The following is a 26,186-nucleotide window of genomic DNA, read 5'->3' on the forward strand; positions in this document are numbered from 1 at the left end:
CCTTCCATCTCGAACTTGATCAGGCGGTTCATTTCTACAGCGTATTCCATTGGTAATTCTTTCGTAAATGGTTCAATGAAGCCCATTACGATCATTTCAGTCGCTTCTTCTTCTGAAATACCACGGCTCATTAAATAGAATAATTGTTCTTCAGATACTTTCGAAACTTTCGCTTCATGTTCTAATGAAATATTGTCGTTTAAAATTTCATTATATGGAATTGTATCAGAAGTTGATTGATTATCCATAATTAATGTGTCACATTCGATATTTGAACGTGCGCCTTCAGCTTTGCGGCCGAAGTGAACGATTCCACGGTATGTTACTTTCCCACCGTGTTTTGAAATTGACTTAGATACGATTGTGGAAGAAGTGTTCGGTGCTAAATGCATCATTTTCGCACCTGCATCTTGGTGTTGACCTTTTCCGGCAATCGCAATTGATAATGTCATACCGCGTGCGCCTTCACCTTTTAATAGTACTGCTGGATACTTCATTGTCAACTTAGAACCGATATTTCCATCAATCCATTCCATCGTTGCATTTTCTTCACAAACTGCACGTTTTGTTACTAAGTTATATACGTTATTTGCCCAGTTTTGGATCGTTGTATAACGGCAATAAGCATTCTTTTTAATAATAATTTCTACAACCGCACTATGAAGTGAGTTTGTTGTGTAGACAGGAGCTGTACATCCTTCAACGTAATGAACATGTGCACCTTCGTCAACAATAATTAGTGTACGTTCAAATTGTCCCATATTTTCCGAATTAATACGGAAATATGCTTGAAGTGGTGTATCTACTTTTACACCCGGTGGGACATAAATGAATGATCCACCTGACCAAACTGCTGAGTTTAATGCAGCAAATTTATTATCTGTTGGCGGGATAACGGTTGCCCAATGTTCACGGAAGATATCTTCATTTTCTCTTAAAGCGGAATCCGTATCTTTAAATACAATTCCTAACTTTTCAAGATCTTCTTTCATATTGTGATAAACAACTTCTGATTCATACTGTGCAGATACCCCTGCTAAATATTTTTGTTCTGCTTCAGGAATTCCAAGTTTATCAAATGTATTTTTGATTTCTTCTGGAACCTCATCCCAAGAACGTCCTTGAGCTTCTGAAGGTTTAACATAATAAGTGATTTCATCGAAATCTAAACCATTCAAATCGCCGCCCCATTGAGGCATTGGCTTATTATAAAAATGCTCAAGTGATTTAAGTCGAAAATCTAACATCCATTGTGGTTCATTTTTCATTCGTGAGATTTCTTCGACGATTTCTCGTGTTAAACCTCTTTTTGAACGGAAAACGGAGACGTCCTTATCATGGAAGCCATATTTATAATCTCCGATTTCAGGCATTTTTTTTGCCATATCAATCATTCCTCCATCCTATTCGCTTTACATTTATGAAATCCAGTTATTGACTAGAGGATATTCTATTTATTAGTGTTTAGGAATTACTTGGAATCTAATCCCTTTTCCATCGCTTTCCATGCCAATGTTGCACATTTAATGCGAGCTGGGAATTTCGATACTCCTTGTAATGCTTCAATATCACCTAAATCTTCGTCTTCGTCATATTCCTTGCCTTGGATCATGTCGGAAAAAATATGTGAAAGCTTAACTGCGGTTTCTGCATCTTTTCCGATAATCGCCTGAGTCATCATCGACGCAGAGGCCATTGAGATTGAACATCCTTCTCCATCAAACTTCGCGTCGACAACTTTTCCATCCTCTACTTTCATCGTTAAATGAATACGATCTCCACAAGTTGGGTTATTCATATCAATGATGACACTGTTTTCATCAATATGCCCCTTATTTCGAGGGTTTTTATAATGATCCATAATTACTTGGCGATAGAGAGTATCTAGATTGTTAAAAGACATCGCTGAAATACTCCTTTGTTTTTAAAAGTCCAGCAACAAAACGGTCAATATCTTCTTCTGTATTGTACAGATAGAAGCTTGCTCTTGCAGTAGCTGAAACTTTTAACCATTTCATTAGTGGCTGTGCACAATGATGTCCTGCCCTCACGGCAATTCCTTCTGCATCAAGTACAGTAGCGACATCATGCGGGTGGACATCATCTAAATTAAAAGTGAGCACACCTGCACGTTTCGTTGCATCTTTCGGTCCATAAATGGTTACGCCATCAACAGTAGATAGCTTATTTAAAGCATATTCCGCTAAGGCGTGTTCATGATTTAAAATATTATCCATTCCAATTTCTTCAAGGAAATCGATTGCCGCACCTAACCCAATCGCACCTGCAATAATCGGTGTACCACCTTCAAACTTCCATGGAAGCTCTTTCCAAGTTGAATCATAAAGGTCGACAAAGTCAATCATTTCTCCACCAAATTCAACTGGCTCCATGTTTTCAAGAAGTTCACGTTTGCCATATAATACGCCAATTCCAGTAGGTGCACACATCTTATGACCTGAAAATGCGTAGAAATCACAATCAAGGTCTTGAACATCCACCTTCATATGTGGCGTACTTTGAGCACCGTCTACAACGATATATGCTCCATTTTCATGGGCAATTTTCGTAATTTCTTTAATTGGATTAATTGTACCAAGAACATTAGACACATACATTATGGCAACAATTTTTGTTTGGGAGGTTACTGTTTTACGTACATCCTCAAGCGTAATTGTTCCATCTTCCTGCATCGGGATATATTTCAATGTAGCCCCTTTGCGTTTGGCAAGTTGTTGCCATGGGATTAAATTACTATGATGTTCCATATAGGAGATGACTATTTCATCTCCCTCTTTAACATTATCACGGCCAAAGCTATTTGCAATGGTATTTATTGACGTTGTTGTACCGCGTGTAAAGATCACTTCACTTGTCGAAGAAGCATTAATGAATCGGCGAACCTTCTCTCTTGCACCTTCATATTTATCCGTGGCTCTTGTACCTAATGTATGAACACCGCGGTGAACATTAGAATTATCTTCTTTATAATAACTATCAATCGATTCAATGACAGAATAAGGCTTTTGAGATGTCGCAGCACTATCTAGGTATACAAGCGGATGTCCATTGACTTCTTGGTCAAGAATCGGAAATAATTTACGAATCTCTTTCGCATTCATTACTTAACTTTCCTTTCAATTACCTCTATAAGTGCACGTTTTACACCTTCGATAGGCAATTGATTTACTACAGGAGCAAGGAATCCATGAATGATTAAACGTTCTGCTTCTTTTTTCGAAATTCCACGGCTCATTAAATAATAAAGCTGTACTGGATCAACACGGCCAACAGATGCAGCATGTCCAGCCATTACATCATCTTCATCGATTAAAAGCATTGGATTGGCATCACCACGTGCTTTTTCACTTAACATTAAAACGCGTGATTCTTGTTCAGCATCTGATTTAGAAGCACCATGTTCGATTTTTCCGATTCCGTTAAAAATAGATGAAGCGGCATCTTTCATTACGCCATGTTTTAAAATAAAGCCTTCAGTGTTTTTACCAAAGTGAGTAATTTGTGTTGTAAAATTTTGTGTTTGACTACCACGGCCAACAACGACAGTTTTTGAGTGGGAAGTAGAACCATCTCCCATTAAATTCGTCGTGTTATTTGAGATTGTATCACCATCGTTCATCATGCCCAATGCCCATTCAATATTGGCATCACGATAAGCAACTCCGCGACGGTTTACATAGGTAGTTACACCTTCTGCTAAATTATCAACAGAACCATACTCAATTTTAGCATTGCCGTTTGCAATGATTTCAGTAATGATATTCGCAATTCCTTTAGCTTGTTCATTTGTTGAAATATAGTTTTCCACATAGGTTACTGAACTATTGTCGTCAGCAACAACAAGTACGTGGTTAAATAGTGGTGCCTCTGTATGATCATGTACATAAATTGTTTGGATTGGCTCAGCAACTTCTACATTTTTAGGAACGTATAGGAATACTCCACCGTTCATAAGTGCCGCATGTAATGCTGTTAATTTATGTTCATCAACTTTTACTGCATCTTTCATAAAATATTTTTGAACAAGATCAGCGTGTTGTTTTACAGCAGTTAAAATATCTGTAAAAATAACACCTTTATCTTTTAGCTCATCTGATAAAGTTAAAAATGCAGCAGTTTGATTATGTTGAATATATAAGTTTTTATTCGCATTTTCTAAATCAATTAAGGATTTTACCGCTTCAGGTAGTGAATCTAATGTTTGATAGGTATCACTTTCGATCGTATGCTGTGTAAATTGAGTAAAATTCCATCTAGTAATTCTTGTTTTATCAGGCTTAGGCATCGGAAGCTCTTCCGATTTAGCAAATGCTTGAATACGAAGCTCCGTAAACCAATCAGGTTCACCCTTTCCTTCTGAGAAGGAGCGAACATAAGCCTGATCTACTGAAAGATTTGTTTCTACAGTCATGTTAAGTCCTCCCAACTTTATGCTTCTTGCCCTACTCCTACTGTTTCGTCTTCAATTCCAAGTTCATGCTTAATCCAGTCATATCCTTCAGATTCCAAGCGAGCTGCCAATTCCGGACCGCCGGATTTAACGACACGACCTTGCATCATTACGTGAACATAGTCAGGAGTAATATAGTTTAATAAACGTTGATAGTGAGTAATGATTAAGCAACCAAAATCATTGCTACGCATTTCATTGATTCCTTTTGAAACAACTTTAAGTGCATCGATATCTAGACCTGAATCGATTTCGTCAAGAATTGCAATTTTTGGTTCGATCATCATTAATTGAAGAATTTCGTTACGCTTTTTCTCTCCGCCGGAGAAACCTTCATTAAGATAACGTTGTGCCATATTTGGATCCATTTCAAGCAATTCCATTTTTTTATCCATTTCACGAATGAATTTCATTAAAGAAATTTCATTGCCTTCTTCACGACGTGAATTGATGGAAGAACGTAAAAATTCAGCATTTGTTACACCGCTTATTTCACTTGGATATTGCATCGCTAAAAAGAGACCTGCACGTGCTCTTTCATCAACTTCCATCTCTAAAACATCTTTACCATCAAGTGTGATGCTGCCTTTTGTTACGATATATTTAGGATGGCCCATAATAGCAGATGATAATGTTGACTTACCAGTACCATTTGGACCCATAATTGCGTGAAATTCGCCGCCCTTAATCTCTAAGTTAACACCTTTTAAAATTTCTTTACCTTCGATCTCAACATGTAGATCTTTAATGATAAGTGTAGAACCTGCCATGATTATACCTCCGTTGTATATGAAAATTTCAAAACTCATTCTCAATTTATTCTCATTATAATCTTATAACAAATTAAAACTATAAGCAATAAGGAAAGTCCGCCCTTTGATTTTCTTTGAAAGTCCTCATTTAATCACTATAGTTTTACCTTTATATAGCAATTCATTCAAGTTGTTAATTCGTTAAAAAGATTATGTATTTGGTCATTGTATAGAAGGAAAAAACCAGTGTAGTCAACACTGGTTTCTCCTACTTTTATATTATAAATTACTTAACATTTTTCGTCCAAGGTCTGCTACCATTCGTTGGGATTTAATATACTCATTATCTCTTCTTCTTTCAACGAGCATCCTCACTTTATGCCTTCTTTTGTACACCTCATAGCCAACTCCATGTGCACCTTGTAATGCCTTTTCCATGTCATTTGTGTACTGTAACTCAAGAGAGTTAATAACGAATCATCCCTTCCATATTTGCTTTAAAACTTACGAATACAATCGTAACAAACATCAATAAAACAAACAAAAGGCATATGAAAGGTTTATTTACTTCATCAAACGTTTTAAGAGCTTGATGGCAAAATTATTTTACGTATACTTAAAAATCATTACGAATCCTTCATTATAGTAAAGAATGCTCCGGTATGATAAACCGAAGCATTCTTTTATGATTATTTATTTGAAATAGGATAAATGTGGAAGCGCCTTGGATAGCCCCCTTAACGTCAAATAAAAAGTTTTTATGCGATTTTGTATTCTCTGCATAACCATAATATAGATTCTACTAGTAACGAATACCGATATGATCCCCTTATTTGAACTTCACCATATTTAACCAATTGATATAGACGAATATCTCCATTTAAAAGTAATGGTAATGCTTGTTTAGAAACATGTATTTCTAAGTCAACTTTTTCATCTATATTTGATGTATAATTGCTTTGTACCTTTGAAAGATTCATAGCCCATATTCTATCTTCACATTTGAACGATATTGAAATTTGATGACTTGGAAGGAGTGTTTGTAAATGACTTCTTCTATTTATTTCAACTAATACCCGTTTGAATAATGTGTCCACACAGATCCCCACCCTATGCTTTTTACATTATTAATTCACGAAACAAACGATATATCCTTTAGCAATCGTTCAACAATGTTTTTAAAAATAAAAAAATAGATAGCTTATCTTGTCAAAACAAGGCACTATCTAGTTATTTCCCAAGAAATTTGTCGAGAAACAATTAAAATTTCTTTAACACATCATATAAATTCGTAACCGATTGAAATGCATATATTTTTTCCTTACATTCTCCATTTTGGAATATCAATAAGCAAGGAACACTTTCTATGGAATACTGTTCGGCAATTTCGGGCATATAATTTAAATCTGCTTTGCTATATTCAAATTCAGGAACGATTTTTTCTACTATCTCTAGCATTTTTCCTGCTACCTGGCATGTTCCGCAAAGTGGAGTGTAAAAATAAAGCGCAAGATTATCGGCATTCTCTGTATTTTGAATAACTTCTTTCTTTGTCCATTCTTTCATAAAAATATTTCATCCTTTATATAACAAACACCTTGGATCTAACCCCAAGGTGTTTTCATTTATTAATATTTATTAATCTTCTTTAATCATTTCTCCATATTGCTCAGCTGACATTAACTCGTCTAATTCAGCCGTATTACTTGGTTCAACAACAATCATCCATGCTTTTTCATATGGTGATTCATTGACAAATTCCGGGCTGTCACTTAATTCCTCATTTACGGCAACAACTTTCCCGCTAACCGGTGCATATAATTCAGAAACTGTTTTTACAGATTCGACGCTGCCGAATGGTTCGTTAGCTTTCACTTCGTCCCCTACTTCCGGTAGTTCAACGAAAACGATGTCGCCAAGCTCAGCTTGAGCAAATTCAGTAATTCCGATTCGCAAACTTTGCCCTTCTTCTTTCACCCATTCATGTTCTTCAGAATAACGTAATTCACTTGGTAAACTCATAGTAGAAATACCTCCAATGATTATTTTGAAAAAAATAGTTACATAACTCCAAACGCAAGTAGGCTAACTGGTGCTAAACTATAGCCATGTCTTTTCATACATCTCTTCATTAAAACCGACTGTCACTTTATCATGATCTGTTAGAATGGGGCGTTTAATGAGCATTCCATCTGAAGCAAGAAGGGCTAACAGCTCATCTTCGGATGCCGTTTTTATACGATCCTTCATTCCAAGTTCACGATATTTTTGCCCTGATGTGTTAAAAAACTTCTTCAACTCCAGGCCACTTTTTTTATAAAGTTCTTCTAATTCTTTTTGAGTCGGTGGATTTTCAGAAATATGTATGGCTTCAAAGGAAATATTATGTTCTTCTAACCACTTTTTTGCTTTTCGACATGTCCCGCATTTTGGGTACCAATAAAATGTTAATGCCATCATGATTCACCACCTACTAATCAAATATATGATTCGACACTAATTTTATTTTACCTTCTTATTTATTGAAATTCAAAGGTATTATTTTAACCGTACCTCATCATTTCCATTTCCTCTCCATTTTAAAAAACTCTTGTATATACCCATACGTCGAAACTGGGGACATTATGATTTGGTAGAAAAGAATAAAACAAATAAAACCAATTGTATTGTTTCTTATTTTTAAGTTTAATGGACGAAACACAAAGCGCTTTTGATATAGGTAAAGTACTCCAAAGCTTATTAAAGTTAACGGTAAAACGAGTAATGTCATTGGTCCGACAATCCAATAATGTCCAAACAATGCTAGAATTAATCCAGGTATCCAAAAAAGCGTGTAAGTGATATCTATAAAAGGCATGATCAAATTTACACCCGTTAAATATTTGGTATATAGTTGCGGTTGCTCCCAAGGTTTAATTGCTTGTAATCCTTCAATCATTCCTCTTGCCCATCTTGAACGTTGGCGAATAAATTGCAGCAAAGAAGTGGGAACATCGGTGAAAGCTACTGCAAGGGGTTCAAAATAAACTTTTCTCTTTTTTTCGAGTAATCTCCAAGTGACCACAATGTCTTCGCCAATGGCATTTGGCCATCCACCAATTTCTTTCAAATCCTTTATGCGATATATGCTAAACGCACCTTGTGCTACTAATGTTCCTTGGTATAAGCCTTGCAGTCTTTTAATTGAAGCTATCCCTAAGAAATAATCCCATTCTTGAATTTTCGTCCATAGATTCTCACGACTGTTTCGGACGAGTATTGAACCTGCAACAGCGGCGACATCATTTGGACTACTTTCTATTCTTGCGATAAGATTTCTTACCGCAGATGAATGGAGGATGGTATCTGCATCCAATGTGATGACAAAGTTGGTTTTCGCCCACTGTAATCCATAATTTAATGCATAAAATTTTCCGCGTCTCTTCTCATGTAACAATTTAATATTCAATTGTAATTCATCTATCGCTCTATTTACTTCAGCCACTGTTTGATCATTTGATGCATTATCGATTACAAGGATAGTAATCTTTCCATGATAATCTTGGTTCTTAATGTATTTTAACGTATTGTAAATTCTTTTTTCTTCGTTAAATGCTGCAATTAAAATAGTAACTGGTTCTGTTGGATTTTCATTTTTAAATTTGGGTTGTTTATCGAACAATAAACTGATAATTAGAAATGCATTTAAATATCCTGGAATATAAGAGATTCCGGAAATAATTGCTATTGCTATAGGATAAGTAACAATTTTTGCTAAATCATGAATCCAAGGAAAAGAAATAATTACAGAAAAAGCCATCCAAAGTAAAGCGATGAAATGGCTTACCCAAAATTTAAACTTGACGGTTATATAAATTTTTTGCTGGAGTTTATTGAGAAGATTCCACGAGTTGTGCATTTAAATGCCTCCAAATTGTAAACAACAACTTTATACAGTCATTAATTTTATCATGTGACATTTAATTTTAAAAAATCCCTGATGCGATATCAGGGATTTTCATGAATTTTATTAAAGGACAAAACGTTCAGCTTCAATAAGCTTCACAGATGCCTCACGTTTTTTAGCAATGACATTAATTGGTGTATGGCGAGTCAATTTTCGAAGTGCAGATAGCATCATTCGTAATGTATCACCATCTTCAATGGCAACAACTGATTCTTTTGCCAATTGTTCAATTTCATTGATTGATTCCTGACAGAAGATTTGTGTATAAAGAATTTTTTGCTGGCTCTTTTCAACACCTTCTTTAGCAATTGCTTTTTCTGTACGAAGAACGACAGATTCCATTGCATAGGCTAAAGAAATAATATCCGCCACATTAACAAGAACTTCTTGCTCTTGTTCAAGTTTCGTTCCGAATTTTTGTGCGCCAAGTCCAGCAACCATAAGCGCCACTTTTTTCGCACTGCGTGTTAAATATTTTTCTTGATCTAATGCGCCATCTCCAATTTCTTCCGGCATCATCATCATAAGTTCTTCCTGTAAGCTTTGCACTTTTTGAAGTAGTGGTAACTCGCCCTTCATTGCCTTTTTCATTAATGTTCCAGGTACGATTAAGCGGTTGATTTCATTTGTTCCTTCAAAAATACGGTTAATACGAGAATCGCGGTAAGCTCGTGAAATTTCATATTCATCCATAAATCCATAACCACCATGGATTTGGACACCTTCATCTACTACATAATCAAGAACTTCTGAGCCAAATACTTTGTTTAATGAACATTCAATTGCATATTCAGCAATAGAATTAGCAATCTCTTGACCATCTTTTACATCGACATGGCTCATTCTTTCGTCAAAAAGACCTACTGTACGGTATACAGAACTTTCAGCAGCATAAATTTTCGAAGCCATTGTTGCTAATTTTTCTTTTGTTAAATTGAATGCTGAAATCGGTGTTTTAAATTGTTTACGTTGATTTGCATATTTCACAGTAATTTCAAATGCGCTTTTTGAACCGCCAACTGTACCTACTCCCAATTTGTAGCGGCCAATATTTAAGATGTTAAATGCGATTTTATGCCCTTTACCAACCTCACCAAGTAAATTTTCAACAGGAACTTCTGCATCTTCTAAAATTAATGTACGTGTCGAAGAGCTCTTAATTCCCATTTTCTTTTCTTCTGCACCTGTTGATACTCCTGGGTATTCGCGTTCTACGATAAAGGCTGAAAATTTATCCCCATCGATTTTTGCGTATACAACAAATACATCCGCAAATCCAGCATTGGTAATCCATTGTTTTTCACCATTCAAAATATAATGTGTCCCTGCTTCATTTAATTTAGCAGTTGTTTTTGCACCTAACGCGTCTGAGCCTGAGCTTGGTTCTGTTAATGCATAGGCAGCTAGTTTTTCACCTGTTGCAAGCAGTGGCAAATATTTTTTCTTTTGTTCTTCATTACCGAATAACACGATCGGTAAGGATCCAATCCCTACATGTGCACCATGGGAAATGGAGAAACCGCCGACTTTGGCCATTTTTTCAGAAATTAATGCTGAGCTTACTTTATCTAATTCTAAACCGCCATATTCTTCAGGTACATCTGCACCTAACAACCCTAAATCACCTGCAGATTTTAATAGTTTAACAGAGCGGTCAAATTCATGCTTTTCCAAATATTCTACTTGTGGGACAACCTCATTATTTACATAATCCTCAGTTGTTTTTGCGATCATTTTTTGTTCGTCGGAATAATCCTCTGGAGTAAACATTTGCTCATAAGAAATATCCTCAATTAAAAAGCTTCCACCTTTAATTAATTTATCTGTTTGATTAGCCATTTTTACTTCCTCCTAAACGATGTTATTTTTCTAAATTAGTTCAAAAACACCTGCAGCACCCATGCCGCCGCCAATACACATAGTCACAACACCGAATTGCACATTGCGTCTTTTCATTTCATGAATCAACGATAATGTTAATTTTGTCCCTGTGCATCCTAGTGGATGTCCGAGGGCAATCGCGCCACCGTTTACATTGACAATTTCCTCATTCAAACCTAACTGGCGAATAACTTGAATTGATTGAGAAGCAAAAGCCTCATTCAATTCGAATAAACCAATATCAGCTAGTTCTAGTCCTGCAATTTTTAATGCTCTTGGAATCGCCTCAACTGGCCCAATTCCCATAATTTCGGGTGGTACACCGGCTACTGCAAATGAACGGAATTTAGCCATTGGCGTAAGTCCATGTGACACAGCTTTTTCACGATCCATTAATAACACAGCGGCTGCCCCGTCACTCGTTTGGGAAGAGTTGCCTGCCGTCACGGATCCTTTAAGATTAAATGCCGGTCTTAATTTTCCAAGTACTTCTACACTCGACTCAGGACGAACCCCTTCATCCTCGCTGAATACTACATGTTTCTCTACCAATTTATTATCTGCACCGACAGAACGAAGTGTGACATCTACCGGTACGATTTCATCGGCGAATTTCCCTTCAGCAATGGCTTTTGCGGCCTTTTGATGGCTTCTCACTGCAAATGCATCTTGATCTTCACGTGAAACGCCGAACTTCTGCGCAACTTGTTCAGCTGTATGCCCCATTCCCATATAATATTCGGGTGCCGTTTCTGCTAGAGTAGCATTCGGGCGGACAACATGGCCCATCATTGGTACTAGACTCATAGATTCCGCTCCACCTGCTAGTACTGTATCTGATGATCCAAGCATGATTCTTTCTGCACCGTAGGCGATTGATTGAAGACCTGATGAACAGTAACGGTTAACCGTTACCGCAGGTACCGTATTTGGAAGGCCTGCCAATGCACCAATATTACGCGCCATATTTAATCCTTGTTCTGCTTCCGGCATCGCACAGCCAATAATTAAATCATCTATATTCCCTTCATAATTCCCCGCACGTTTCAAAGTTTCTTTGACAACTAGTGCACCTAAATCGTCTGGTCTAACATTTGCGAGTGTCCCTTTGCTAGCTTTACCAACCGGTGTTCTAGCACCTGCTACGATTACTGCCTCACGCATTTGATTCCCCTCTTTCATTTAGCAATTCGTATCTAATCGTTAATTGATAGGCTTAGTTTCTTAATGGTTTTCCTTTTACAAGCATGTGTTGCATACGTTGTTGTGTTTTCGGTTCAGCAATTAAACTTAGGAAAGCTTCTCTTTCTAAGTCAAGTAAGTATTGTTCATCTACTTTTGAACCGTATGGCACTTTTCCGCCGGCAATGACATAGGCAATTTTCTTTGCAATTTTTAAATCATGCTCAGAAATATAACCTGATAAATACATTCCTTCTGCACCTAATAATAATGTCGCATAGCCGGTTTCACCTACGACTGGCACTTTTTGTCGGACAGGTGGTTTATACCCTTTTGCATCCAATGCAAGCACTGCCTGTTTTGCATCATATAATTGATGATCCGGATTCACACTTATGCCATCAGCATTACTTAGGAAATTATTAAGTCTTGCTTCTTCCCCGGAAGTAGATACTTTCGCCATCGCAATCGTTTCAAATACTTTATTTGCTACTTTTTGCAAGTCAAAATCAACACCATTTGGAATGTTTTTCAAGTGTTTAATATAAAGTTCTTTATTTCCCCCGCCACCCGGCAGCAATCCTACACCACACTCAACTAGTCCCATATACGTTTCCATTGTTGCTTGGATGTGTGCGGAAGGTAAACATACTTCAGCCCCTCCACCTAATGTCATTGCAAAAGGTGCGGTCACAACAGGTTTAGGGCTATATTTGATTTTCATCATTGCATTTTGGAATTGCCTAATTACCATATCCAGTTCAAAGAAGTTATCATCCTGTGCTTCCATTAGCATCAATGCTAGGTTTGCTCCGACACAGAAATTCTTCCCTTGGTTCCCAATCACTAAGCCTTTATAGTTTTTCGCCACTTCATCAACGGAAAAATTAATCATTTGAATAATATCTAAACCGATGGCATTATTTGGTGAATGGAATTCTAATAGCGCGACGCCATCTCCTAAATCAATTAAGCTTGCACCTGTATTTTTCTTAATAAGTTTCCCTTGATTTTTTAATTGCTTTAAATTAATTACTTTAGGATTTTGTTCAATCTTTTTATATTCTCCAGCGTGGTAAAAGTAGGTTCCATCATTTTCTTCCTTATAGAAGGCTGTAGTCCCTTTATTTAACATCTCCTCCACCCAAGCTGGGATTTCAATTCCTTCTTGCTTCATTTTTGCTACTGATTTTTCAACCCCGATTGTATCCCAAACTTCAAAAGGACCTTGTTTCCAACCAAATCCCCATTTCATCGCATTATCAATGGAGACAATATCATCCGCAATCACATTTACTAACTCGGCCGAGTAAATGAGCACAGGCGCGAAGATATTCCAAAGTAGTGAGCCTACTTTATCCTCTGCATAAACAAGCGCTTTCATTTTATTTGCTGAACCTTTAATTTGCTTCACCATTTCTAATGAAGGTGCTTTTAATTTTTTTCGTTCTCCGTATTCAAGTGTGTGTGGATCAAGTTCTAAAATCTCTTTTCCTTTTTTCAAATAAAAGCCTTGGCCGCTTTTACTTCCTAACCAACCATTTTCGAACATTTTCTTCATAAATTCAGGTACATCAAATACTTCTTTTTCTTTTCCTTCTACTTGTTCATATACATTGTTGGCCACATGAATGAATGTATCTAATCCGACGACATCTAGCGTTCTAAAGGTAGCACTTTTTGGACGACCGATTAGCGGGCCTGTTACAGAATCTACCTCACCAACGCTATACCCGCCTTTGAGCATTTCTTGAACAGTTACTAAAAGTCCGTATGTGCCGATACGGTTTCCGATGAAATTAGGTGTATCCTTTGCAACAACGACGCCTTTTCCAAGAACATCTTCACCAAATACTTTCATGAATTGTAAAACTTCCGGATCCGTATGTTTTGTCGGTATAATTTCAAGAAGCTTTAAATATCTTGGGGGATTGAAAAAATGGGTGCCAAGGAAATGCTTTTTGAAATCCTCTGAACGTCCCTCTACCATTGCTTCTACAGAAATTCCGGATGTGTTTGAACTGACAATGCTTCCTTGTTTACGATGTTGATCAACTTTTTCAAAAACATTCTTTTTTATTGCTAATTTCTCTACAACAACTTCTATAATCCAATCAACATCAGATAATTTCGTTAGATCATCTTCTAAATTACCAGCTTGTATGAGTGCAAGATTATCTTTTGTTGTTAAGGGTGCTGGCTTTTGCTTAAGTAATTTTTTTAATGCAACATCACTAAAACGATTACGAACAACTTTATCTTCTAATGTTAGCCCTTTTGCTTTTTCCTCGTCTGATAATTCTTTGGGCACGATATCCAATAGCAAGGTTGGAATCCCAATATTCGCTAAATGTGCAGCAATTCCAGATCCCATAACTCCGGAACCTAAGACGGCCGCTTTTTTAATGCTTTTACTCAATGCTATTTCCTCCTTCAATGCCTTCTTGAATGAATACTCATTCATTTTTCTTTTAAAAAAATATCTCATGAATGAGTTTACTATCTATAATATAAATGATTTTTTCAAAACTATCAATTACTAATCTCTAAAAATGATAAATTTTCTAAAAACAATTACGTTTCCACCTCTTTTATGACAATGGATAATATGTCTTAGATAGGAAAATCTATACTTATTATGGAGGTGAGTAAAATGGCACGACGTAAGAAAAATCCTTCGAAAGCTGGTGTGAGTGCTGCTAGTGTAAAAGGAAATGCAGGGCCGACGGTGGAAGCAGATGGCGGCGGGAAAGTGAATAGCCAAAATAATCAATATAAAAAATAATTCCGTTTGGAGGATGATGTAAGTATGCAACAGCAACCTTATAATCAGCAAAATCAACAGGTGTCAATGCCACAGCCGCCTGATATTTTGTCAACAAAAGATCTGTCTTATATCGATGATATGCTTTCCTGGAATTTACTTGCGATGAAAAAGGCGCACTTTGCAGCGATGCATTGCCAAGATGCTTCAGTAAAAAATGCTCTCGAAAAATGTGGCCAAATGCATCAAAATCATTACAATAAAATACTTAATCATTTACAAGCTCATCTACAAACACAGCCGGGAAGTCAACAAAACCAGCAATTTATGTAATAGGAGGACTAACGATGCCAAATCAGCAAAAAATCCAAAATCCGCAAACACCTGTACCGGAATCACCAAGAATGAGTGATCGCGATCTTGTGAATGATCTATTATCAATGGAAAAATATTTGACTGCTTCCTATAATAATGCGATGAATGAGGCAAGTCATGAAGCATTATATCAAGATTTACTATCCGTCTTTACCGAAACACAAAACGAGCAACGTGAGTTATTTAATTTAATGTTTCAAAACGGATGGTACAAACTTGAAGCGGCAGAACAACAAAAAGTTCAGCAATCCTTCCAGCAGCATCAAGGGTATTCAAATCAATTTCCGTATGGAAACCAAATGCAATAAACATCGAATGTGGGCACGATTTTTTCGTGCCCTTCGTTTTGAGTTTTTTGGGACAAAAATTTTTTTCTTTATCTATCTTGGGTTTCATTCCTTCTCTTTGACGACCAAGATTCACTTTTTTTATGCATCTTGGGCTTCATTCCTCCTCTTTGGCGACCAAGATTTACTTTCTTCATGCATCTTCGGCTTCATTCCTTCTCTTTGACGACCAAGATTTACTTTCTTCATGCATCTTGGGATTTATTCCTCCTCTTTGGCGACCAAGATTCACTTTCTTCGTGCATCTTGGGTTTCATTCCTTTTCTTTGGCGACCAAGATTTACTTTTTTCATGCATCTTCGGCTTCATTCCTTCGCTTTGACGACCAAGATTCACTTTCTCAACGTATCTTAGGCTTCATTCCTTCTCTATGTATCAGTTACTACTTTCATTCCCACATCAATTCCTTTATTCTAAAAAGAAGAAGGAACTTGGGGGTGGTGTCTTTGTTACAAGCCAATCTTGCAAAAAAAATTATTCAAGAAGTAAGAAAATTAATTAATGAAGAAATTGTGATTATGGACACGAATGGCTACATTATTGCCAGTACCAATAAAAAGAGAATCGGCTTTTTTCATGAAGGAGCTTTTCTTACCGTTCATAAAAAAGATCGATTAATTATAACAAAGGAAGATGAAACCCAATTAAAAGGTGTAAAGGCTGGGATTAATTTACCGATTTTCTTTGGTCAAAATGTAGTCGGTGTCATTGGCATAACGGGCAATCCCGAAAAAGTTTTTCCATATGCGGAGTTGTTACGAAAAATGACTGAACTCCTTATTCAAGAAAATTTCTATAAAGAAGAAATGAATCGCCAAAATCGTGCTATAGAAGCGTTTATTTTTGATTGGTTAGAATTAAGGGAATGGGATTCATCCTTTCACAATCGTGCCGATCTTTTAGGTATTAATTTAACTGTCCCTAGACAAGTGATTATGGTAAAAGTTAAAACGCAAACAAATATGATTAACTTTACTCCGAAATGGCTAACTATCGAAAAGAAAAATGATTTATTCATTCATTGGGGAAATGACCGTTTGCTATTGCTTCTTGATGCTACAGCCAATATGGACAAAAACAAACTGAAAAAAAACTTATATGATTGGAAAATTAAATTAGAACAAAACACCAATTGTTTATTAACCTTCGGAATCGGTCAAATTGTTCAACCGGAGGAATTGAAAAAGTCATTTTTAAAAGCCGAACGTGCTCTTCATTCAATTACCGGAGATCAGTGGGTTGCCTTTGATGATGAACTCACGCTCGAGATGATCATTGAAGATGTTCGAAGAGAAACGAAAAAAGAATTTATTCAACGGACGATTGCGCCACTTCTCCATGATTCAGAATTACTTCATACGTTAAGGACATTATTCGAATATAATCAATCATTAAAAGAAACGGCTGAACAATTACATATACATATTAATACATTGCATTATCGAATTAAAAAAATTGAGGAACTTACTAAGTTGAATCCTAAAATGTTAAAAGATCAAACGATCCTCTATTTAAGTATTCAAATTTTAGATCAATATACAAATTAATAAACATTTAAAACGTTTTCTTTGTTTGAAAATACATAGCGAGGTCATCTCGCTTTTTTTATACTATTATAAAGATGTTTTTTCACAAGGAGGATCATTATGTTATCACAAACCTTCAAAGAACGACTTCATCAAATCGTTGGCAAGGAAAATGTGGATGATTCAAAGGCTGGGAGATTAGTATATTCCTATGATGCTACACCACAATTTCAATCAATGCCAGATATCATCGCTTCCCCTAGAAACACGAAAGAAGTCTCTGATATTGTTAAGCTTTGCAGTGAGTTTAAAGTTCCTATCGTTCCTAGAGGTTCAGGAACTAACCTTTGTGCCGGTACATGCCCGACTGAAGGTGGACTCGTTTTATTATTTAAACATATGAACCAAATTTTGGAAATTGATGAAGAAAACTTAACGATTACCGTTCAACCTGGCATTATTACGCTGGATATGATTCATGCCGTTGAGGAAAAAGGGCTCTTCTACCCACCAGATCCAAGTTCAATGAAAATTTCTTCGATCGGCGGGAATATAAATGAAAACTCCGGTGGCTTGCGCGGTTTAAAATATGGTGTCACGCGGGATTATGTCCTTGCCTTAGAAATCGTGCTCCCGAATGGAGATATTATCCGAACCGGTGGTAAATTAGCGAAGGATGTTGCTGGCTATGATTTAACGAGGCTTTTTGTCGGATCTGAAGGAACACTCGGTATTATTACTGAAGCTACCTTAAAATTAATCCCAATGCCAGAAACGAAAAAAACGATGCTAGCATTATTTCAAGATTTAGAAGCTGCTGCACGTTCCGTCTCGAAAATTATCGCGAACAAAATTATTCCGACTACACTTGAATTTCTTGATCAGCCAACATTAATCGCTGTAGAGGATTTTGCAAAAATCGGTTTACCTACAAATGTGAAAGCAGTCCTATTAATCGAGCAAGATGGTAGTCCTGAAGTTGTGAATCGGGATATGGACAAAATGGCTGCGATTTGCTTGGAAGAAGATGCAGAGGCTGTTCAAGTTGCTAATTCGGAGGAAGAGGCAGATGCGTTAAGAACAGCAAGAAGGGTTGCACTTTCAGCTTTGGCGCGTTTAAAACCAACAACCATTTTAGAAGATGCGACAGTCCCACGTTCCGAAATTGCCAAAATGGTGCGTGCGATTAATGAAATTGCCGAAAAATATCGTGTAAATATTAGCACCTTTGGGCATGCAGGGGATGGTAACTTACACCCTACATGTTTAACTGATGTACGAAATAAAGAAGAAATTGAACGTGTCGAACAAGCATTTGCCGAGATTTTTGAAAAGGCAATCGAACTTGGCGGAACGATTACAGGTGAGCATGGTGTTGGAGTGATGAAAGCACCGTATCTCGAATGGAAACTAGGAAAAGAAGGAATTGCAGCGATGAAGGCGATTAAAGCTAGTTTTGATCCATTAAATATTATGAATCCCGGAAAGGTATTTGCCAAGGATAGCAGGAAACGCGTGGTGGTAACGAGATGACGACTATAGAAGAACAACGGAAAATTCAAGAAGTTTTCATGGAAAGAATGGATGAAGATGAATTATTAAATTGTATGAGATGCGGTTTTTGTCTTCCTTCTTGTCCAACCTATATTGAATCAGGATTCCAGGAAATACACTCTCCAAGAGGTCGAATTGCGCTAATGAAAGCAGTAAAAGATGGGATGATTGAACCCGATGAAGATGTAGAACGTTCTTTAAGTCTTTGCCTTGGTTGCCGAGCATGTGAGCCGGTTTGTCCATCTGGTGTAAAGTACGGCCATCTCCTAGAGGAGGCAAGAGATATTATCCAGCAAAATAAAAAGCAGAAACCGATTGTGCGTGCCGTTAGAAATACGGTATTTGAGGGTCTTTTTCCTCATCAAAACAGGATGCAATCGATAACCGGCCTATTAGGTTTTTATCAACGATCCGGTTTACAAAAAGTTACGAGAAAAATTGGGTTTATGAAGCTGTTTCCCGAAAGTTTAGCAACAATGGAAAAAGTTTTGCCAAAGGTACCGACAATGAAAGAAATGAAGAATCGTCCAGAGTACCTTCCTGCGGAGCAAACTCAGGCAAAAAGGGTTGCCTTCTTTACTGGGTGTCTCATGGATACGATGTTTTTAGAAACGAATAATGCAACCCTTAAATTATTGCAAAAGGCAGGTTGTGAAATCATCATTCCGAAAACGCAAGGTTGTTGTGGTGCGTTACATGGACATAGCGGTGAAAAGGAAAAATCAATAGAATTGGCTAAACGCAATATTGAAGCATTTGAACATACGAATGCCGATTATATCATTACAAACGCAGGTGGTTGCGGCGCATTTCTTATTGACTATGATCATTTATTAAAAAACGATCCTGAATGGTATCCACGTGCTAAGGCGTTTAAGGAGAAATTAAAAGATATTACTCAAATATTGGTAGAGTTGAATTTTCATAAAAATAACTCACTCAAATTAGCTGAACAAATCATTACCTATCAGGATTCTTGTCATTTGAGGAATGTTATGAAAACATCTGAGGCACCAAGAGTATTACTGCAATCAATTATTGGTCCAGATTATCGTGAAATGAAAGACTCCGATCGTTGTTGTGGATCGGCGGGAATTTATAATATCGTTGAATCAGAAATGTCTATGAAAATATTGGATTCAAAAATGAAGAATGCGAAGGCAACGAAGGCAACTACCATTGTGACCGCAAATCCTGGCTGCTTATTGCAGATGAAACTTGGAATAGAACGGGAAGGGTTGACGGAACAAGTTCGAGCGGTTCATATTGTCGACCTGTTAATGGAAGCCGTAACGAATTAACCACTGGTTTGATACCAGTGGTTATTTTTTTGCTTCACGATGTAAATCATTCATATGCTTGATTTCAAAAATTAATTTTTTCATTTCCTCTTTTCCATTTGGATATAATGCATTCCAGTGCTTTGCTAAGTCAGGCATAGATTTTGCAATGTATGTATAAAGTGCCCACATTTTAATCTTTTCAATTAATTCATCATTCGATTCACCAAGTAAAAGCTCCGTATATTTTTCTAATAATGCATCGAACTGATCTCGAAATGTCTGATCCATGACGATCACTCTTTTCTTTTTATATAGGAGGCATGTTACATCCATTTGGACAGGTTGAACATCTTTTTTTCTTTTTTTCTAAAAGATTGGAAAAACAACATGTTTTTCGTACGCGAATGGGTTCGATATTCTTTTCACGGATCACTTTTTCACTGTCAAAGCGAGAAAGTGGATTATTTTTATAAGGACCAAATAAAGCGGGACTCGCTTCATGGACGATAAAATGGAAATCATCCCTAAGCCTGTTATGAAGGGCATTATATTCTTCATTATTAAGAAGACTTTCATATAACCAAAAAATATAAATAGCGATATTCTCCCACATAACAAGATTTGAAAAGCGTGTTACATTCCTTAATGTTTCCAATAAAGGGTGGAAAAATCCTGAAAAAACTTCCGCTATGACCTCTTCTCTCCACAATGTCCGTACATTTTCCACATCTATAAAGGTATATTCTCCAAAGTAAAATTCCGGTAACCATAGTGGATCTCCCGGATTTTCAACTACTTTCAGTTCATCTATATCCACAACTAACCTTTTATTCCATACACTCATCGCATATAAATGAATGACCCCATAAAATGCCATTCGCTTCACAATCATGGAAGCCGTTATTTTATTTGTCGGGGACCCCATTTGCGCTCCAATTTTCACTAAATGAGCAGGGAGCTTTTCACTATCGAAAAAATCTTTACCGTTTATAAACGAATGCGTACTCTTTATTTCATCAATATATCGATAGTTTGAAAGCTCCGATGATAAACTAGATGGCATTAATCTCCCCGCCTTTTAATATGCAACGGCCTTTACCGTGTGGAATACATAATGGTGTACCAAAAAGTGGATCCATTGATACTTGACAATCCATATCGAAAACATCTCGAACCATTTGGCAACTAATCACGGATTCCGGCGTTCCTTGGGCATATACTTTCTTATCACGAATCGCAACAATATTATGTGCATATCTGCACGCTAAATTTAAATCATGCAGCACCATAACAATCGTTCTGTTTTCTTGTTCATTTAATTCAAATAATAAATCAAGAATTTCAATTTGATGAGTCATATCAAGATAGGTTGTCGGTTCATCTAGTAGAATAACCTCCGTATCTTGAGCAAGTGTCATGGCAATCCATGCTCTTTGTCGCTGTCCTCCCGATAGTTCATCGACAGGTCGATCTTTAAATTCAACCATACGAGTAGCTTTTAGAGCGCGCATGACAATTTCTTCGTCTTCATTCGACCATTGTTTAAGCCATGACTGGTATGGAAATCGTCCTTGTTTTACAAGTTGCAGCACTGTTAATCCTTCCGGGGCTATTGGTGTTTGCGGGAGAATTGATAAATTTTTCGCTACCTCTTTTGTCGGGAGCTTAGCAATCTCTTTCCCAGCTAATAAAACGGAACCTGATTCCGGTTTTAATAAACGTGCCATTGATCGTAATAAAGTCGATTTTCCACAGCCATTCCCACCAATGAAAACGGTAATTTCCCCTTTAGGAATACTCAAATTTAACTCATCTATAATAATCGAATCACCATAACCTAATGTTAATGATTTTGCTTGAATTGTTTCATTCATCATGCCCACTCCTTTTATGCAGACTTTGATTTAAATAATAAATAGATAAAATACGGTGCCCCAATCGCGGCAGTAAACACTCCAGCCGGCACTTCAAGCGGCGTAAATACGGTACGTCCGATTAAATCCGCCACCATGACCAAAATTCCGCCGATACAGGCTGATGCAGGCAATAAAACACCAAAGGAAGAACCGACAAGTCTTCTCGCAATATGTGGAGCCATTAAACCAACAAAGCCAATTCCCCCACCAAATGCAACAGCGGCACCAACTAAAGCCGTACTTAATAGTAAAAGAAAAAATCGTTGGCGTTGAACGTGACTTCCAACACCAGTCGCGAGTTCATCACCAAACTCTTGTACATTGATTTTTCGGGCGGATAAAAAGGAAATTAACGTCAGTATTAGCACCCATGGGACAATAACTTTAACATTCCCCCAGCTGGATCCGTTTACGGTACCTGTTAACCAAATATTCGCCTCACTTGCCCGATAAATAGGTCCAACTAACATTAATAATGTAGTGATAGCTTTCATCACAGCGGAAATTCCAATTCCTATTAATACTAATCTTATGGGAGAAACGCCATCTTTCCAAGCTAAAAAATATACCAGAAATGCCACGATTGTTGCCCCAAGGAAAGCTGCAATTGGCATCCAGCCTATACTCACTGTCAAACTATTATCTTTATTACTAAAAATGGCTAGAAAGGAAACAACGGCTGCACCTGCCCCACCAGTTATTCCGATAATATCCGGTGATGCTAATGGATTCCGGATAATTCCTTGTAAAATTCCCCCTGCCATTGCTAATGCAATACCTACAAACATTGCAACAAGAATTCTTGGTAACCGAAACTTTAATACAACTAACTGCTCAATGCTTGAACCACCTCCGAAAAATGTTTTAACAACATTTATCGGATTAATATTCATATCCCCTAAACCTGTACTTATAACGAGTGCAAGTAAAGTCACGATAAACAAAATCAAGATAGTCCAAGTTGCACGAAGATCAACTAAAAAGGAGATTTTCCCTTTAAAAAGACGAAGATTTTTGAATTGACTCATCGTCCATTAAACCCCCTTCTAGCAATATAAATAAAAAATGGAACCCCAATGATGGCCGTCATCACACCAACTGGCACCTCTTGAGGCATAATCACATATCTTGATGCAATGTCTGCCGCTACTAATAATACGCCACCTAAAATTCCGGATAATGGAAGCAACCAACGATGATCAATGCCAATTATTTTTCTGGCAATATGCGGAATAACAATTCCAACAAATCCAATTGGTCCAGCAACAGCAACTGCACTCCCTGCTAACAAAATAACGACTACCCCTGAACCAATCTTCACTAAGCCCGTCTTTAGACCTAATCCTTTCGCAACGTCCTCCCCCATCGATAATACATTCATTTTTTTTGCAAAAACCAATGCGATTATCCATCCAATAAGCATATAAGGGAAAACAGATGTTAAAATGTCTAATTTTCTATTTGCAACAGATCCAGCAAGCCAAAAAAGAACTTGCTCTAATGCAGCCTCATTTATAGACAATAGCCCTTGGGTAAATGAAGCAAATAGCGCAGCTATGGCTGCACCGGCTAGTGTTAATTTCATCGGAGTCAGTCCCTCATTGCCAACCGATCCAATAAGAAATACACCAATTGTCGCAATCGCTGCACCAGTAAATGATGCCCATGCAAATGCTTGCAGACTCGAAAAGTGAAACAAGGTAACAGCTAATACAACTGCAAAACTTGCTCCCGCGTTTAATCCGAGAATTTCTGGAGCAGCAAGCGGATTTTTTGTTAATGTTTGCATAATCACCCCGGACATTGCTAAGCATGCACCTACTGCTGCTGCAATCAGTGCCCTTGGCAACCGAACCGAAGTAATTATGACATGCTCATTTGAACCATTGAAATCCATAAAGGATTGAATTGCTGTTTTTATAGAAATCCCCGTATATCCAAAAACAATACTCATCCCAATTAACAGCAACAAAATAATAGTAGCGATGATCATTGCAAATAATTTTTGCCAATTTTTCTTTAGAACCATTTTCACTGTTCCTCTTCAATAATATCTACTATTTAGTGTAGAGAAAGATTCTCAGTTAGTCAATGACTTTGAAAATCATTTTCATTTAGTTATTGACAACTTTCTAACATCTGATAAGATTAGTATGTAATTGATAACGATTATCATTCATATAAACTGTGGAGGTACATACGATGAAAAAAATGCGTTTTTTTGTTTCGCTAGTAGCGATAATGGCCCTATTCGCCCTTGCTGCGTGCGGCAATAAAAATGAAGCTAGCAAAGAAACAAATAAGGATACAGAAAAAAATAGCGGATCCAGTTATACAGTGGAACATGCAATGGGAAAAACACCGATAAAAGGAACACCAAAACGTGTGGTTATTTTAACAAACGAAGGAACTGAAGCTCTTTTAGCGATGGGGGTAACGCCTGTTGGTGCGGTTCAATCATGGACAGGTGATCCATGGTATAAACATATCAGCGATCAAATGAAAGATGTTGAATTCGTGGGTACAGAAAGTGAAGTAAATGTAGAGGCAATTGCAAAACTACATCCAGATCTTATTATTGGAAATAAAATGCGCCAAGAAAAAATCTATAATCAACTAAGTGCAATCGCTCCAACTGTATTTGCCGAAACGTTGCGCGGCGATTGGAAAGAAAACTTTGAACTTTATGCAAAAGCATTAAATAAAGAAGAAAAAGGAAAAGAAGTTATTCAGCAATATGATCAACGAATTGCTGACTTAAAAGAAAAATTAGGCGATAAATTAAAAATGAAAGTTTCAATGGTTCGTTTTATGCCTGGTGATGTCCGTATTTATCATAAGGATACATTCTCCGGTGTTATTTTGGATGAGTTAGGATTTGCCCGTCCTGGCGACCAAAACAAAAATGACTTTGCCGAAAGAAACCTAACGAAAGAACGCATTCCGGCAATGGATGGGGATATACTTTTCTACTTCACATATGAGCCCGCAGGTGATGGTGAAGTTGCTGCTGTTGAAAAAGAATGGATCAATGATCCGCTATTTAAAAACTTAAAAGTTGCTAAAGCTGGAAATGTTCATAAAGTAAACGATGATATTTGGAATACGGCCGGTGGCGTACTTGCTGCTAATCTCATGTTAGATGATATTGAGAAAATCTTTCTTGGAAAATAAATATTACATGAAAAAACCCGCAAATTTGCGGGTTTTTTCATGTAATTGCAGGTTCAACCCGTTTCTGCCTCTTCTTAAATGAAACAACGGATAATAGTATCCCAAGTTCATATAGAGCCATTAATGGAGTCAGCACTAATATTTGACTTATAAAGTCCGGTGGTGTGATCAGTGCTGAAATGACTGCAAGCAAGATATACGCATATTTTCGAACTTGTTTTAATTTTACCGGAGTTAACATGCCAACAGATGTTAAAAAGACCATTACAATCGGCAATTCAAATAGAAATCCTAAAGACAATGTTGATGTTAGTAAAAAAAGAAAGTATTCTCTTGCAGTAATTAGAACATCAAACGATTTTTCTCCAAGATTCATGAGAAACTTAAATAATACAGGGAAAACGATAAAGTAGCCGAAGGCAATACCCGTCAAAAAACTGGCCGTGATAGCTGGCACATAAGTGAGTGTCACTTTACTTTCTGTCGGGGTTAAGCCAGGCTTTACAAATCTCCAAATTTGGTATCCGAGGAATGGGGTTGTTAGGCCCAATGCTAATGCACCTGAAACACCCGTGTAAAAGCGAATCACATCTAATGGTCCCATCAATACAATCTTGTAGCCATTAGCTAATAAAGGAAGAACTTTAGGCATAAAAACAAGAAAGGTCACAAACATAATAGCAAAGAAAAAAGCGGACCAAAGCAAAATCCTTCTTAGTTCCGTAAAATGGTCCAAAGCCGTTTCCTCTTTTTCCACTTCAAATGGGAGATCTTCTGACAATGCACTCATCTCCTTCTACTACATTTATTAGGAAACTCATCCTTTAGGAGGAGTTTCCTTAGTTGTTTTTTCTTCCGTTACCTCATCACTCATAATCGAATTCGCTGTCCGTTTAAATTCTGATAATGTTTTCCCAAAGGCTGATCCGATTTCCGGCAGCTTCTTTGGTCCAAATATAATTAATGTAATGACCAAAATAATGATTAGACCCGGAATACCAATATTTGATAACAT

Annotated in this window: 28 protein-coding genes; 7 read left to right on the forward strand and 21 right to left on the reverse strand. The window is 37.1% G+C overall.

Going from position 1 to position 26,186, the window contains the following annotated elements; all coding sequences use genetic code 11:
• From sufB to B5V89_RS00075, 14 genes are all read right to left on the reverse strand, one after another.
• The coding region (sufB, locus tag B5V89_RS00015; RefSeq protein ID WP_108069880.1) for a Fe-S cluster assembly protein SufB at nt 1–1,385 on the reverse strand (1,385 nt) is incomplete at its 3' end.
• An 86-nt stretch (nt 1,386–1,471) separates the two neighbouring features.
• Nucleotides 1,472–1,903 (reverse strand): Fe-S cluster assembly sulfur transfer protein SufU, encoded by a 432-nt coding sequence (gene sufU, locus B5V89_RS00020; RefSeq protein WP_066229213.1) that lies wholly within the window; start codon nt 1,901–1,903, stop codon nt 1,472–1,474.
• Nucleotides 1,893–3,122: a cysteine desulfurase gene (locus B5V89_RS00025; protein WP_066229216.1), complete on the reverse strand. Its 1,230-nt coding sequence runs from the start codon at nt 3,120–3,122 to the stop codon at nt 1,893–1,895. The genes sufU and B5V89_RS00025 overlap by 11 nt, the downstream gene beginning before the upstream one ends.
• Nucleotides 3,122–4,432, reverse strand: a complete 1,311-nt coding sequence (sufD, locus tag B5V89_RS00030) for a Fe-S cluster assembly protein SufD (protein ID WP_108069882.1) — start codon at nt 4,430–4,432, stop codon at nt 3,122–3,124. Before sufD ends, B5V89_RS00025 begins: the two co-directional genes overlap by 1 nt.
• 17 nt (nt 4,433–4,449) lie before the next feature.
• Entirely contained in the window at nt 4,450–5,241 is a 792-nt protein-coding gene (gene sufC / locus B5V89_RS00035) for a Fe-S cluster assembly ATPase SufC (protein ID WP_108069884.1), read from the reverse strand.
• A 261-nt stretch (nt 5,242–5,502) separates the two neighbouring features.
• Nucleotides 5,503–5,661, reverse strand: coding sequence for a YuzK family famiily protein (locus tag B5V89_RS19980; RefSeq protein WP_181294575.1), 159 nt, complete (start codon nt 5,659–5,661; stop codon nt 5,503–5,505).
• Nucleotides 5,662–5,981: 320 nt separating this feature from the next.
• Entirely contained in the window at nt 5,982–6,320 is a 339-nt protein-coding gene (locus B5V89_RS00040; RefSeq protein ID WP_108069886.1) for a hypothetical protein, read from the reverse strand.
• Between the two features lie 163 nt (nt 6,321–6,483).
• Nucleotides 6,484–6,789, reverse strand: a complete 306-nt coding sequence (locus tag B5V89_RS00045) for a thioredoxin family protein (protein ID WP_108069888.1) — start codon at nt 6,787–6,789, stop codon at nt 6,484–6,486.
• 72 nt (nt 6,790–6,861) lie between these two features.
• Nucleotides 6,862–7,245, reverse strand: coding sequence for a glycine cleavage system protein GcvH (gcvH, locus tag B5V89_RS00050; RefSeq protein WP_108069890.1), 384 nt, complete (start codon nt 7,243–7,245; stop codon nt 6,862–6,864).
• 78 nt (nt 7,246–7,323) lie between these two features.
• Nucleotides 7,324–7,680, reverse strand: a complete 357-nt coding sequence (locus B5V89_RS00055; RefSeq protein ID WP_066229346.1) for an arsenate reductase family protein — start codon at nt 7,678–7,680, stop codon at nt 7,324–7,326.
• A gap of 100 nt (nt 7,681–7,780) precedes the next feature.
• Nucleotides 7,781–9,121 carry a glycosyltransferase family 2 protein gene (locus B5V89_RS00060; RefSeq protein WP_108069892.1) on the reverse strand — a complete coding sequence of 447 codons (1,341 nt, stop codon included), beginning with the start codon at nt 9,119–9,121 and terminating at the stop codon, nt 7,781–7,783.
• A gap of 111 nt (nt 9,122–9,232) precedes the next feature.
• Nucleotides 9,233–11,008 carry an acyl-CoA dehydrogenase family protein gene (locus tag B5V89_RS00065; protein WP_107921123.1) on the reverse strand — a complete coding sequence of 592 codons (1,776 nt, stop codon included), beginning with the start codon at nt 11,006–11,008 and terminating at the stop codon, nt 9,233–9,235.
• A 30-nt stretch (nt 11,009–11,038) separates the two neighbouring features.
• Nucleotides 11,039–12,214, reverse strand: a complete 1,176-nt coding sequence (locus tag B5V89_RS00070; RefSeq protein ID WP_108069894.1) for an acetyl-CoA C-acetyltransferase — start codon at nt 12,212–12,214, stop codon at nt 11,039–11,041.
• Nucleotides 12,215–12,266: 52 nt separating this feature from the next.
• Nucleotides 12,267–14,651 (reverse strand): 3-hydroxyacyl-CoA dehydrogenase/enoyl-CoA hydratase family protein, encoded by a 2,385-nt coding sequence (locus B5V89_RS00075; protein WP_108069896.1) that lies wholly within the window; start codon nt 14,649–14,651, stop codon nt 12,267–12,269.
• A gap of 234 nt (nt 14,652–14,885) precedes the next feature.
• Here B5V89_RS00075 and B5V89_RS00080 point away from each other — a divergent pair, with 234 nt between their 5' ends.
• The 6 genes from B5V89_RS00080 to B5V89_RS00105 all read left to right on the forward strand — a co-directional run bounded on the left by B5V89_RS00080 (nt 14,886) and on the right by B5V89_RS00105 (nt 20,099).
• The gene (locus B5V89_RS00080; protein ID WP_084347510.1) at nt 14,886–15,017 is read left to right on the forward strand and encodes a YuzL family protein; all 132 of its coding nucleotides are present in this window, start codon (nt 14,886–14,888) and stop codon (nt 15,015–15,017) included.
• Nucleotides 15,018–15,041: 24 nt separating this feature from the next.
• Entirely contained in the window at nt 15,042–15,329 is a 288-nt protein-coding gene (locus B5V89_RS00085) for a hypothetical protein (protein ID WP_066229248.1), read from the forward strand.
• 14 nt (nt 15,330–15,343) lie between these two features.
• Nucleotides 15,344–15,679: a spore coat protein gene (locus B5V89_RS00090; RefSeq protein ID WP_108069898.1), complete on the forward strand. Its 336-nt coding sequence runs from the start codon at nt 15,344–15,346 to the stop codon at nt 15,677–15,679.
• A gap of 485 nt (nt 15,680–16,164) precedes the next feature.
• A complete protein-coding gene (locus B5V89_RS00095) occupies nt 16,165–17,265 on the forward strand; it encodes a CdaR family transcriptional regulator (RefSeq protein ID WP_108069900.1) in 1,101 nt (366 codons plus the stop codon).
• Nucleotides 17,266–17,364: 99 nt separating this feature from the next.
• Nucleotides 17,365–18,777, forward strand: a complete 1,413-nt coding sequence (gene glcD / locus B5V89_RS00100) for a glycolate oxidase subunit GlcD (RefSeq protein ID WP_108069902.1) — start codon at nt 17,365–17,367, stop codon at nt 18,775–18,777.
• The gene (locus B5V89_RS00105) at nt 18,774–20,099 is read left to right on the forward strand and encodes a (Fe-S)-binding protein (RefSeq protein WP_108069904.1); all 1,326 of its coding nucleotides are present in this window, start codon (nt 18,774–18,776) and stop codon (nt 20,097–20,099) included. Before glcD ends, B5V89_RS00105 begins: the two co-directional genes overlap by 4 nt.
• Before the next feature lie 21 nt (nt 20,100–20,120).
• On the opposite strand, the gene B5V89_RS00110 is transcribed toward B5V89_RS00105, so the two are convergent.
• From B5V89_RS00110 to B5V89_RS00130, 5 genes are read right to left on the reverse strand one after another with little or no spacing between them, the layout of a single operon-like run.
• On the reverse strand, nt 20,121–20,369 hold the full coding sequence (locus B5V89_RS00110; RefSeq protein WP_108069906.1) for a DUF2573 family protein: 249 nt from the start codon (nt 20,367–20,369) through the stop codon (nt 20,121–20,123).
• A 19-nt stretch (nt 20,370–20,388) separates the two neighbouring features.
• Complete coding sequence (locus B5V89_RS00115; RefSeq protein ID WP_107921230.1) at nt 20,389–21,144, reverse strand: IucA/IucC family C-terminal-domain containing protein; 756 nt, start codon at nt 21,142–21,144, stop codon at nt 20,389–20,391.
• Complete coding sequence (locus B5V89_RS00120; RefSeq protein ID WP_373454653.1) at nt 21,134–21,958, reverse strand: ABC transporter ATP-binding protein; 825 nt, start codon at nt 21,956–21,958, stop codon at nt 21,134–21,136. The genes B5V89_RS00115 and B5V89_RS00120 overlap by 11 nt, the downstream gene beginning before the upstream one ends.
• Nucleotides 21,959–21,969: 11 nt before the next feature.
• Entirely contained in the window at nt 21,970–23,025 is a 1,056-nt protein-coding gene (locus B5V89_RS00125) for a FecCD family ABC transporter permease (protein WP_107921228.1), read from the reverse strand.
• Nucleotides 23,022–24,026: a FecCD family ABC transporter permease gene (locus tag B5V89_RS00130; protein ID WP_108069908.1), complete on the reverse strand. Its 1,005-nt coding sequence runs from the start codon at nt 24,024–24,026 to the stop codon at nt 23,022–23,024. Before B5V89_RS00130 ends, B5V89_RS00125 begins: the two co-directional genes overlap by 4 nt.
• 173 nt (nt 24,027–24,199) lie before the next feature.
• Here B5V89_RS00130 and B5V89_RS00135 point away from each other — a divergent pair, with 173 nt between their 5' ends.
• Nucleotides 24,200–25,171 carry an ABC transporter substrate-binding protein gene (locus tag B5V89_RS00135; RefSeq protein WP_108069910.1) on the forward strand — a complete coding sequence of 324 codons (972 nt, stop codon included), beginning with the start codon at nt 24,200–24,202 and terminating at the stop codon, nt 25,169–25,171.
• A 37-nt stretch (nt 25,172–25,208) separates the two neighbouring features.
• Here B5V89_RS00135 and tatC read toward each other — a convergent pair whose 3' ends face one another.
• A complete protein-coding gene (gene tatC / locus B5V89_RS00140; protein WP_244913420.1) occupies nt 25,209–25,952 on the reverse strand; it encodes a twin-arginine translocase subunit TatC in 744 nt (247 codons plus the stop codon).
• 36 nt (nt 25,953–25,988) lie between these two features.
• Nucleotides 25,989–26,186 carry a twin-arginine translocase TatA/TatE family subunit gene (gene tatA, locus B5V89_RS00145; protein WP_108069914.1) on the reverse strand — a complete coding sequence of 66 codons (198 nt, stop codon included), beginning with the start codon at nt 26,184–26,186 and terminating at the stop codon, nt 25,989–25,991.

Origin of the sequence: Heyndrickxia sporothermodurans (assembly GCF_003055045.1) — a bacterium.
GTDB lineage: Bacteria > Bacillota > Bacilli > Bacillales > Bacillaceae_C > Heyndrickxia > Heyndrickxia sporothermodurans.